This is a genomic window from Pseudomonas sp. TE24901, from assembly GCF_054058375.1.
In genome coordinates, this window is the sequence record NZ_JBSSAF010000008.1 from 336524 (window position 1) to 348603 (window position 12080).

Below are 12080 nucleotides of genomic sequence, written 5' to 3' on the forward strand. Positions count from 1 at the left end.
CCCTCAGTGATTTAAGAAATGTCTCAATTAACTAAGTTCAGCCGAGGTGTTGTGTGTCTCGGTTATTGAGACAGTTCTTAAAGCCTTTCTTTGTCTCAGCCCTTACTGTGGTTCTATCGATCGAACATTCCGGTTCGCAGCCTGGGTGTGAAGTGACCTTTTAACGGGTGTTGTGCCCGACAGTTCTAATACGGGGTATTCGCTAACAGCAGCGAAGCCATTATTCAATTCGGCGTTAAATGGTTTAGGCCGCGCGAAAAAGGATGCAGGTTAAATTCCTGGGAAGACGAGGTGTGTGATGTCTGGGTTAATCAGAGTGGGGGTGCTGGATGAGCATGAGGTGGTCCGTCAGGGGTTGCGTTACCACCTGGCCGATCAAACCGGTATTGAAGTAACGGGTCTGTTCGAGACCACGGACAGTGCCTGGCAGGCGATCGAGCAGGGCCATTTGGACCTGTTGGTCATGGACAATGAATTGGAACACAGTGCCGCGCAGGACTTCATCAAGGCCTTAAGGGCGCAGTTCCCGCATATTTGGGTATTGGTCGTGGTGCCCGAGGCCGACCCCAGGGTCGCCATGCTCCTGCTGGCCGCCGGTGTGCAAGGCGTGGTCTGCAAGCGCCAGCCCCTGGGCGTGTTTATCCGCGCAATCGAAATGCTGGCATGCGGCCAGCGCTACCTCTGCTCCAGCATCGTCGTGGCGCAAGAGAATGACACCGTGTCGACCTGGTGGGAGGCCACCGGCGCAGAAGAAGCCTTGGCGTCCCACGCTTCGCTGTCTTTGCGCGAGCGTGAAGTGTTGAGGCTGTGCATCAGCGGGCTGACCGTGACGCGAATCGCTGAAATGTTCAACCGCAGCCTTAAAACCGTCAGCACGCAAAAGTTGGCGGCGTACCGCAAGTTGGGCGTGACCAGTGACATGGATCTGTTCAAGCGTCTGTCCCAATACCGAACGATGAAAGGGCTTTGAGACAAATCTCAAAGACAGCCTGACCCTGGCAATGTTAGTTATTCGTTTTATCGTGAAGACCCGCCTCGTGCGGGTTTTTGTTTATGCGCGGTCAACACAGTAATTGCACACAAAAATAGTTAAGCCTGAGGGGTTTTGAGACAGTTCTTATATTGCCTATTACGTCGAGTGAGGAGAATTCCGACATCCAAGGATTCCTCTTAACGGAGTGGCTTGGTTGATAGGAATACCGGACAAACCGGTGTACGCAATCCTGACTAACTCAAAGGCAGAAAACGTGAACGCTAACTCTGTGAATATCGCCGTGGTAGACGGCAAGACGATTACCCAAACGGTGGACCTCGGTGCCGCCAAAACGGGTCTTCCTGTACGCATCAAGGCCGTACAGGGTGGCAAGTACATCATTGGTGAAGGCGAAAAAGGCTTCGCGCCCGAAAACCTCACCATCAAGCGTGTGGGCAAAAACCTGCACATCGCCCTGGAAGGCACTGACCCGGACCAGGCTCAACTGATCATCGAAAACTTCGAAGGCAGCGGCGGCCAACTGGTCGGCCTCGCCGAAGACGGTTCCTACTACGAATACATCTCCTCTGACGGTGACCAGGATGGCGCTGCTGCGTTCCTGTACGACGGCGCAGAGTCGGCCCAAGTGCTGGGCGCCCAACCGTTGGCCGGTTTTGGCAATGGCCTGGTCGCTGGCGCCGGTATCGGCTGGTTCTGGCCTGCACTGCTGGGCCTGGGCGCACTGGGCCTGCTCGGTGGCGTATATGCCGCCACGCGTAACAAAGACGACAACAACGACCCAACCACCCCGGTTGGCGGCGGTAACGGCGACAAAGGCTCGCTGGGTAGCGTCATCGATGACGTGGGCGACAAACAAGGCCTGATCGGCCCAGGCGAATCCACCGACGACAAAACCCCAACCTTCACCGGTATCGGCAGGCCGGGTACCACTGTAGAAATCGTCGACAACGGCAAAGTCATCGGCACCGCGCCGGTGGGCGACGACGGCAAGTGGGAGTTCACCCCTGCAGAGCCAGGTCTGGCTGACGGCTCCCACAACATCGTGATCGTTCCGGTTGATGCTGGCGGTAACAAAGGCGAGCCTTCGCCTGGCCACATCATCATCGTCGACACCGTCGCACCCGCTGCCCCGCTCATCGACAGCGTGTACGACGACACCGCGCCAAACGAGGGCCTGCTGGCCAGCGGCGACAGCACCAACGACACCACCCCGACGCTCAAAGGCACCGCTGAAGCGGGCGCCATCGTGCACATCTACGACAACGGCGAACCCATCGGCACCGCCCTCGCAGACGAACACGGCAACTGGGAGTTCACCCCGAAAACTGAACTGGCCGAGGGCGCCCACGAGTTCACCATCGCCGCTGAAGACGCTGCCGGCAACATCAGCGTGCCTTCGCTGCCGTTCCCTATCGTCATCGACATCACCGCACCTGAAAAACCAGGCCCGGGCAAGGGCGGCATTGACGACATCTTCGACAACGTCGGCCCTGTCCAAGGCAGCATCGGCGACGGCGACAGCACCGACGACAAAACCCCAACCTTCAGCGGTGGCGGCGCAACGCCGGGCGATACCGTGGTCATCATCGACAACGGCGAGCCAATCGGTAGCGTGGTTGTGGGCGACGACGGCAAGTGGGAATTCACTCCGGAGACTGGCAAAGAGCTGGCTGAAGGCAGCCACGAAATCGTGGTCGTGATCAAAGACCCATCGGGCAACCCAAGCGAGCCTTCCGATCCGATCACCATCATCGTCGACACCCAGGCACCGGTTACCCCGACCCTCGGTGCGGTCATCGATAACGAAGGTGACTCCACCGGCAACCTGAACCCAGGTGACGTTACCGATGACGCCCGCCCGGAGCTGACTGGCACCGCCGAGCCTGGCTCCGTGGTGACCATTTACGACAACGGCGCCATCCTTGACAGTGTCACGGCAGGTGCCGATGGTAGCTGGAGCTTCACGCCGCAATTGCCATTGAGCAACGGCCCGCACTCGTTCACGGTGACCTCGACCGATAGCGCCGGCAACGTCAGCCTGCCTACCCCTGCCTTCGATCTGCAGATTGTCACTGGCGGCTCGCCGTCCGCGCCTGCCATCACCGGTGTGGTGGACGATCAAGGCAGCATCCAGGGCAACGTGAGTAAAGATGCAACGACGGACGATAACCTGCCGACCATCACAGGTACCGGCACAACGGGCGATACCATCTTGATCTACAACGGTGACCAGCTGCTGGGCACTGCCAAAGTAGAGAATGGTCAGTGGGAGTTCACCCCTGAAACGGCTTTGGTGGACGGCACTTACAACCTGACCGCCCAGGCCAAAAGCCCTGCCGATAACCTGAGCCCGGCCACGGGTGTCTACACGATTATCGTGGACACCAGCGCCCCGGCCGCTCCCACTCAGCAGCAGTTGATCGATGACGTTGGCGCCGTGACCGGCCCGATTCCGTCCGGCGCAACCACCGACGACTCCAACCCGACGTTCGTAGGCATGGCGGAGCCTGGCTCCGTGGTCATGATCTATGACAATGGCGCCCTGCTCGACAGCCGTACCGCTGACAGCGACGGCAACTGGAGCTTCACCCCGACCATAGCTCTGGAGAACGGCCCGCACTCGCTGACTGCCCAGGCGGTAGATGCCGCTGGTAACGTTGGCCCGATGGGCCCGGCGATGACGTTCATCGTGGATGCCACGGCCGTGGAGATCTCCATCACCTCCGTGGTCGACGACGCTGGCTTCTACAAAGGTCCGCTGGAAAGCGGTGAATCCACCGATGACACCACCCCGACCCTGAATGGCCAGGCCACTCCGGGTGCGACCGTCAACATCTACAACGGCACCACCTTGGTGGATTCCGTTGTGGCCGACCCAGTGACCGGTGCGTGGAGTTTCACGATGCCTGCCTTGACCCAGGGCACTCACAACCTGACGGCCACTGTCACCACCCCGGCGAGCGGCGAAAGTGCACCGACGCCGGCCTTCACCGTCATCGTCGACACCACGGCGCCGTCTGCTCCGGTGATTGGCGCGGTGACAGACGACGTAGGCACGATCCAGGGCCCGATCGGAAATGGCCAGAGCACCGACGACAACACCCCGACCCTCAGCGGTGAGGGCCTGGAACCCGGTGACACGGTCGAAATCTACGACAATGGCGAGCTGCTCGGGATTGAGAAGGTCGATGAGAATGGGCATTGGAGCTTCACCCCTTCGCCCTCCCTCAACGATGGCAAGCACGACCTGACCGTAATCGCCCGTGACCCGGCCGGTAATCCCAGTGCGCCGTCTGCGCCCTGGACCGTGATTGTCGACACCACGGCTCCGCTGGCTCCGCTCATTACGGCGTTGATGGATGATGTAGGTTCGAGTACCGGCCCCATCAGCTCTGGCGGTACTACAGACGATCAACTGCCGCAAATTTCGGGAACAGCTGAAGCTGGCAGCGTTGTTACTATCTTCCTAGATGGTAAGGAGCTTGACACCGTTTTGGTAGATGATACAGGTGTGTGGACTTTCCAAATCGATTCTCCACTATCTTTTGGTTCTCACGAAGTTACTGTCACTGCAAAGGATTCGGCGGGGAATGTTAGTGAAGAGAGTGCTCCATTTGAGTTTGTAGTAGTTGCTTCCGGTTCTTTTGATTTTGAAAACTTGCCGCTTCAATTCTTTGATTTCAATAAGCCAACCTCGCTTACTAGTGATTTGACAGTGACAAATTTATCAAGTAATGCTGCTGTCGGTATTATTATTGGTATCCCTTATATCCCTGAGTTTGGTGATAGAATCATGATGCTGCGGGATGAATCTATTACAAGATTTGATATTAAAGGCCCGACAGAGTACGTTAGTTTTAGTATGAACGGCTGGAGTAGCCCTACCAGTAAAGCTATTGCCAAATATTTTGATGCTGACGGAAATTTACTTGGGGTGGAAGAGATTTTTGCGGTGCTAGATGATCAAACGAATACGTGTTTGTTTTCTTCTTCAACTGCGAATATTGCTTACTTTGAAGTGTCAGTTGATGACGAACTAGGGGTGCTGTTTGATAATCTTGAGTGGGGTAGCTTGGGGGCGCCGACTGTAAATGAAGTGCTGGGTAGTGAGGTTTCTGAAACGTTGTTTTCATTAACTGACGTTACGGAGCTTGAAAACAATGAATACGTTATTGATGGAAGCGACAATATAGACACTCTTACCCTCACCGGCGCAAACCAGGTCCTCAACCTGACCGCCCTGGCTGAAGGCCAAGTGACGTCGATGGAAGTCATCGACATCACCGGCACCGGCGACAACGTGTTGAACCTGTCGCTGAGCGATGTCCTGGCACAGGGTGGCAACAGTCTGTTCACCGGTGATGACAGCACGCAGATGATGATCAAGGGCAATGCCGGCGATGTGGTCAACCTCGCGGATCTGCTGCCAGACGGCACCGATCCGGGTGATTGGGCCAGTGCGGGCACCGCGACGGTGGCGGGCGTGGTTTACAACGTCTACCAACACTCGTCCCAGGACGCACAACTGCTGGTTCAAGACGGCGTCACCACCAACCTGGTGTAAGCCGGCCCACCCGGCCCCGGGGATTGTCCCGGGGCTCGGGTGCCCAGGTTGATCCAGGCAGGTGACTGCCGCTCTTCAATTGTCTTTTACTTTTTTAGCCCGGGTGCCCAGCGGCACCCGTGCGGAGTTTTGATCATGTTTACACGCAACAACACCCTTACCGCTGCGCTGTTCGCGGCGGCCGTCTGCGCGATGCCATTGGCTCACGCAGAACAGCAATACACCTACCGGTCGGCGGACATCCAGTCGTTCGGCAATGGTTACCAGCCGGTGGCCCCGGTCTCCGACGGTCAGGCCCAGGTGATTTACTACCGTGGCACCGATGGCCAGCAACGCGGTTCGGCCAACGTTTACGTTGACCGCGAGTTCCACACCAGCCTGCTGCCAGGCGGCTACACCGCCTTCTGCGTGGAGCCGGGCAGCCGTACCCTGGGTGCCTACATCGGTGATGCCCCGAGCTACCGTGGCAAAACCACCGACTTGTACTCGGCCAAGCTGGAAGGCGGCAAGACCTACTTCCTCAAGGTTCGTGAAAACGGTAACGGCGCGCCATTGGCCGTGACCCGTGCCGACGCCGAGCGCGAGCTGGCCGGCAGCCGTGCCCAGGTGCAGGCGCTGTCCCGTGCTTCGAAGGTGCAGCAGTGCAACTTCGTCGACAAGCCGGCCGAGGCCTTCAAGGACTACGCCTTGTCCGGCGACGTACTGTTTGCCTTCGGCAAGTCGGGCTACCAGGACATCAGCAGCCGTGGCCGTGTGGCGATCCTGGAGTTGGTCACCCAACTCAATCGCGAACACGCCAAGCTCGACCGCGTGGTTGTGGTGGGCCATACCGACCCGATCGGTTCCTACCAGGCCAACCAGACCCTGGGCCTCAAGCGTGCGCAAACCGTACGCCGCCTGCTGATCGACGGTGGCATTCCGTCCACCGCCGTGATTGCGCGCAGCGCCGGCAGCAGTGAGCCCGTGACCGACGAATGCTACGGCAGCAAGGCCGAGCAAGTGGCGTGCAACGCGCCAAACCGTCGCGTCGTGGTCCGCGTGGACGTGAGCGGCCAGTAACGCCCTCACGCTAAAACCGCCCCGGGAGGCCTTCGGGCTTCCCGTTCTTTGCCGCAAGCGCTGTGCGTTTGCGGCCTTTTTCTCGACTCAATAAACCGTCACCGGTTCGCTGGTGGCCACGGCGGAGTGACGCCCATGTTTTTACTTAACAGGAACCGAGCTGCCGTGCTGATCGGCGCAGCCTTGTTCAATTTCCAGGCCTTGGCCAATGTGCCGGCACCCGTGGCCGGCAAAGTGTTCGATGCCACCTACGAGCCGGTGGCGGCCATCGGCGAAGACCAGGCCCAGGTCGTGTATTACCGCGCGCTGGGCGGGGTGCAGCGCAAAGGCGCGGCCCATGTGTACGTCGACCGTGAGTTCCACGCCGGCCTGCTGCCGGGCGGCCACACCACGTTTTGCGTGGCACCGGGCACCCATACCCTGGGCGCTTACCTGGACGATATGCCGACCTATAAAGGCAAGCACAGCGACCTGTACCAGGCCACGCTGCAAGGCGGCAAGACCTATTACCTGCGTGTACGCGAAGACGGCAACACCTTCCCGCTGCCGGTGGCCCGCGATGCGGCCGAGGCCGAACTGACCACCTCGCGCACCCAGGTGCACGCCGTGTCCCGCGCGGCGTCGGTCGAAGCGTGCCGGCATTACGACTACCTGGTGGACGAATCGCGCTTCAAGCACTACGAGCTGGCCAGTGACGTGCTGTTTGCGTTTGGCAAAGCCGGCTCGGGGGATATTTCCAAAGCCGGGCACCAGGCCATTGCGCGCTTGATCAACGACCTGCATGACGACGATGCACAGGTCAAGAGTGTGCAGGTGATCGGCCATACCGACCCGATCGGCGACGAAGCCAAAAACCAGCAACTGGGCCAGCAGCGTGCCGACACACTGCGCCAGCTGTTGATCAACAAAGGCATCCCGGAATCCATCATCAGCGCCTCCAGCGCCGGCAACCGCGAGCCGGCGGTGTTCAGCTGCTACGGCAGCCGTGCGCAGCAAATTGCCTGCTATGCGCCGAACCGGCGTGTGGTGGTGAAGGTGGAGCTGGGCCGTCCGTGAGACGTGCTGTCAGTGGGGCGTGCACCTGCCCGCAAGGGCGGTGGGGTCAGCCCTTTTGGGACAGGTCTTATTCTTAGAGGCAGGCCGTCTCGTCAGAATTCTCCTAACGGTTTCCAAGGCCGGCCTGCTCGACAGGGCCAGCCTTGAGACATCCATTTTCAATGCGGTCGCCACCGGCGGCCCAGGACTCTTGTGATGACTACAGACGCGCCTGTTGGCCCAAGCGAGCAGCCCCCCGTGTTGCCCGCCACCCAAACGACGGTCCAGGACACGCTGCTCGACAGCGTGTCGTGGATCTGCGATCACTACGGCGTGGGCAAAAGCCCTGAAGCGCTGACCGCTGGCCTGCCCAAGGGTGGCATGCTGGCGCCGTCGCTGGCGCTGGCCGCGTTGTCTGCCGCCGGCCTGAGTGCCGGGTTGGTGGAGCGCCGCGCCCAAGCGTTGCCCCAGCAACTGGTGCCGATCGTATTGCTGCGCAAAGAGCAGGGCGGCTGCATTTTGCTCGGCCGCACATTGCGCGACGACGCCGAAGGCAAACGCGCCTGCTACTACCAGGTGATCCTGCCGGAAGTCAGCCTTGAGCCGGTCGAGCTGGACCAGGCTGGCCTCGATGCGATGTACGCCGGCCACGCGATTCTGGTCAAGCCCCGCGCCAAGGTCGACCTGCGCGCCGGCGATGAAACCCCGCGCCCGGCCGGCCACTGGTTGCTCAGCACCCTATGGCGTTATCGCAGCTACTACCGCAGCGCGGCGATTGGCGCGGTGCTGATCAACGTGCTGGGCCTGGCCACCATTTTCTTCACGATGAACGTGTACGACCGCGTGGTACCGAACCAGGCGTTTGTCACGTTGTGGTCGCTGGGCATCGGCGTCTCTATCGCCATGATCTTCGAAGCGATTGCACGGTATGTGCGGGCGCACTTGCTCGACGTGGCCGGCAAGAAAGCCGACCTGGTGCTGGGCACCATGCTGTTCCGCCAGGCGCTGTCGATTCGCATGGAAAACAAACCGGCCTCGTCCGGCTCGTTTGCCAACCAGTTGCGCGAGTTCGAATCGGTGCGCGACTTCGCCACCTCGGCCACGCTGGCGGCGCTCACCGACCTGCCGTTCGTGCTGATGTTCGTCGGCGTGATCTTTGTGGTGGGCGGCCCGCTGGGCTGGGTGCCGTTGTTGCTGATTCCGCTGATCTTGATCATCAGCGTGATCATCCAATGGCCACTGGCGCGCACCATGAAAGAGAACATGCGCGAAGGTGCGCTCAAGCAAGGCGTGCTGGTGGAGTCAGTCGAAGGCCTGGAAACCCTCAAGGCCGTGGGCGGCGAAGCCTACATGCAGCGTCGCTGGGAAAACTTCAGCGCGCTGTCGGCGGCCACGTCCATGAAGTCCCGTTCGCTGTCGAGCCTGGCGACCGGCGTGGTGGCGTTCCTGCAACAGATCCAGACCGTGGTGCTGATCATCATCGGCGTGTACCTGATCGACGCCGGTGACCTCAGCATGGGCGGCCTGATCGCCACCGTGATGCTCGCCGGCCGCGCCACCGGGCCGTTGGGCCAGGTGATCGGCTTGGCGGTACGCTTCCAGCAAGCCAAGGCCGCGCTCGGTTCGCTCAACGGCCTGATGGCCATGCCGGTGGACCGCGACCCTAAAGGCCAATACCTGTCCAAGCCCCCGCTGTCGGGCCAGTTGACCCTCAAGAACGTCGGCTTTTCGTACCCGGCACCGCCGATGCAGCCCAACCCACCGGTGCTGCAAGGCATCAACCTGACCGTCGCCCCCGGCGAGCGGGTGGCGATCCTCGGCCGTATCGGCAGTGGCAAGTCCACGCTGTTGCGGGTGATGGGCCGACTGTACGCACCGGTCGAAGGGCAGATGTTCACCGATGGCCTGGACGTCAACCAGATCGACCCGGCCGACTGGCGCAAAGCCGTCGGTTATGTCGGCCAGGATGCACGCCTGTTCTACGGCTCGCTGCGTGAAAACGTGATGCTCGGCCGCCCGGATGCCACGGTCGAGGAGTTCCTGCGGGTGCTGCGCCTGACCGGCCTGGACCACATCGCCGCCAAGCACCCCAAGGGCATCAACTTGCCGATTGGCGAAATGGGCGAGGGCTTGTCGGGCGGTCAACGGCAGTTGGTGTCCCTGGCACGCAGCCTGTTGGCGCGGCCAAAAATGCTGCTGCTCGACGAGCCGACCAGCGCGATGGATACCCAGACCGAGATGGCGTTCCTGGACCACCTCAAGCGTGCCACCGAAGGCCAGGCCATGGTGGTGGTGACCCATCGCCCCTCGTTGCTGGCGCTGGTGGACCGCATCGTGGTGGTCGACGACGGCAAGGTCGTGGCCGATGGCCCGAAAGCACAGATTCTTGAGGCGTTGACCAGCAAGGCCGACCCCCAAGCGATGCAAACGGCTGAGGCTGCACCTGCCAAGGCTGCGCCGGCCAGGGCACGTCCGGCCCCGGCTCCGGTTCGTCCGAAGCAAGCGCCAACGTCAGCCAAAGCGGCCCCTTCATTTAGCGTAAGCCCCCGTGCTCAAGCGTCATCGAACCACGCAACACGATCCGCGGCTTCCCCTGCTTCAGGCCCCGCGACAGGAGAGGTAGCCCCGTGATCCGCACACTTTTCGGCCGCAAACCCAAGGCCAACCTTGAGCCCGGCGACGCCGCGTTCATGAACGATGTACAAGAGTCGTTGCTGTCCCAGACCACGCCGGGTTCCAAGCTGGTGTTGTACCTCATCGCTGCCGTGTTGGTGATCGGCGTGGTGTGGGCGTATTTCGCCCGCGTCGAGGAAATCACCCTGGGCGAAGCGAAGATTATTTCCATGAGCCGCGAGCAGGTGATCCAGAGCCTGGAAGGCGGGATTCTGCTGGACATGAATGTGCGCGAAGGCGCCATCGTCGAGAAGGGCGATGTGCTGTTGCGCATCGACCCGACCCGTGCCGAGTCCAGCTACCGCGAGGTGCTGTCCAAGGTGATCGGCCTCAAGGCGTCGATCAGCCGTCTGCGTTCCGAGGCGTATAACCAGCCGTTGCAATTCGACGACCAGGTCAAGCAGGACAAGGACGTGGTGGCCCAGGAGACCCGTGCCTACGAGTCGCGCAAACGCGCGCTCAACGACAGCATCAGTGCCCTGGAGCGCAGCTATCAGTTATCGACGCGTGAGGTGCGCCTGGCCGAGCCGCTGGCGGCCAAGGGCCTGATGTCGGAAGTGGAGCTGTTGCGTATCCGCCGTTCGGCCAACGACATCAAGTCGCAAATCGTCGAGCGCACCAACAAGTTCCAGGCAGACGCCAACTCCGAGCTTTCCAAGCTGGAGCTGGAACTGTCGCAGATCAGCGAAAACCTGATTGGCCGCGCGGATGTGCGCGACCGCACCACCATCACCGCCCCCGTGCGCGGCACCGTGAAAAACGTGCGCGTCAGCACCATTGGCGGGGTGATCCAGCCGGGTGAGCACATCCTTGAGATCGTGCCCCTGGAAGAACAACTGCTGGTGGAAGGCAAGATCCGCCCTTCGGACGTGGCCTTCCTGCGCCCGGGTCTGGCGGCGACCGTGAAGATCACCGCGTACGACTACGCGATTTATGGCGGCCTCAAGGGCCGGGTGGAACACATCAGCCCGGACACCCTCAAGGACGACCAGAAAGCGGCGTCGGGTCGCCCGGATGACACCTACTACCGCGTGCTGGTGTTGACCGACAGCAGTGAGTTGACGGCGGGCGGCAAGTCGCTGCCGATCATTCCGGGGATGGTGGCATCGGTGGAAATCCGTACCGGTGAAAAGACCATCCTCAATTACCTGCTCAAGCCCGTGCTCAAGGCGCGCGAAGCCTTCCGGGAGAGATGATCATGACTTACACACATGACCGACGGCCGAAGCCGTCGGCACAGGGCACGGCTGCGCCGGCGTTTCGCCTGAGCCTGCTGGCCACACTGGTCTGGAGCCTGTCGGTTGGGTTGCACAGCGCTTCGGCTCAGGCCGATGAATTCCTCGCGTTTCTGGCGGCGGCACCCGGGAAGGATCTGCGTCCCGCCGTGCGTCCGGCGGTACGGCAAGTCGAACCACGTCGCACTGAGGTGGTGACGTTCCAGCCCGCAGTGGCAACGGCCTATACGCCGCCGCGTCCTGCGGCGGTACGCGAAGCCGAGCCGCGTCGTACTGAGGAGGTGACCTTCCAGCCGGCAGCGCCGACGGCCTATACGCCGCCGCCGCGTCCTGCAGTGGTGCGTGAAGCCGAACCGCGTCGCACCGAGGTGGTGACTTTTCAGCCCGCAGCGGCACCGGCTTATACGCCACCGCCGCGTCCTGCGGTGGTGCGTGAAGCCGAACCGCGTCGCACCGAGGTGGTGACTTTTCAGCCCGCAGCGGCACCGGCTTATACGCCACCGCCGCGTCCTGCGGTGGT

General features: G+C 61.2%; 6 protein-coding genes and 1 pseudogene. All 7 read left to right on the forward strand.

All coding sequences use genetic code 11. The features are described from left to right. The first annotated feature begins 298 nt into the window (after nucleotides 1–298). Nucleotides 299–970, forward strand: a complete 672-nt coding sequence (locus ACVWVP_RS18525; RefSeq protein WP_259174631.1) for a response regulator transcription factor — start codon at nucleotides 299–301, stop codon at nucleotides 968–970. A gap of 277 nt (nucleotides 971–1247) precedes the next feature. Next, a complete protein-coding gene (locus tag ACVWVP_RS18530) occupies nucleotides 1248–5558 on the forward strand; it encodes an Ig-like domain-containing protein (protein ID WP_457407525.1) in 4311 nt (1436 codons plus the stop codon). Nucleotides 5559–5693: 135 nt separating this feature from the next. Then, on the forward strand, nucleotides 5694–6617 hold the full coding sequence (locus ACVWVP_RS18535; RefSeq protein ID WP_259174630.1) for an OmpA family protein: 924 nt from the start codon (nucleotides 5694–5696) through the stop codon (nucleotides 6615–6617). A 135-nt stretch (nucleotides 6618–6752) separates the two neighbouring features. Continuing rightward, nucleotides 6753–7673 carry an OmpA family protein gene (locus ACVWVP_RS18540; protein WP_178921834.1) on the forward strand — a complete coding sequence of 307 codons (921 nt, stop codon included), beginning with the start codon at nucleotides 6753–6755 and terminating at the stop codon, nucleotides 7671–7673. A 195-nt stretch (nucleotides 7674–7868) separates the two neighbouring features. Then, a complete protein-coding gene (locus ACVWVP_RS18545) occupies nucleotides 7869–10283 on the forward strand; it encodes a type I secretion system permease/ATPase (protein WP_457407527.1) in 2415 nt (804 codons plus the stop codon). Further along, entirely contained in the window at nucleotides 10280–11521 is a 1242-nt protein-coding gene (locus tag ACVWVP_RS18550; protein ID WP_178921836.1) for an HlyD family type I secretion periplasmic adaptor subunit, read from the forward strand. Before ACVWVP_RS18545 ends, ACVWVP_RS18550 begins: the two co-directional genes overlap by 4 nt. A 2-nt stretch (nucleotides 11522–11523) precedes the next feature. Beyond that, nucleotides 11524–12080, forward strand: a pseudogene (locus ACVWVP_RS18555) (hypothetical protein); the annotation flags it as partial.

Bases quoted from the DNA above. Each gene is read 5' to 3' on its own strand.
- ACVWVP_RS18525 (WP_259174631.1), top strand. From the start codon at position 299: ATGTCTGGGTTAATCAGAGTGGGGGTGCTGGATGAGCATGAGGTGGTC.
- ACVWVP_RS18535 (WP_259174630.1), top strand. From the start codon at position 5,694: ATGTTTACACGCAACAACACCCTTACCGCTGCGCTGTTCGCGGCGGCC.
- ACVWVP_RS18540 (WP_178921834.1), top strand. From the start codon at position 6,753: ATGTTTTTACTTAACAGGAACCGAGCTGCCGTGCTGATCGGCGCAGCC.
- ACVWVP_RS18545 (WP_457407527.1), top strand. From the start codon at position 7,869: ATGACTACAGACGCGCCTGTTGGCCCAAGCGAGCAGCCCCCCGTGTTG.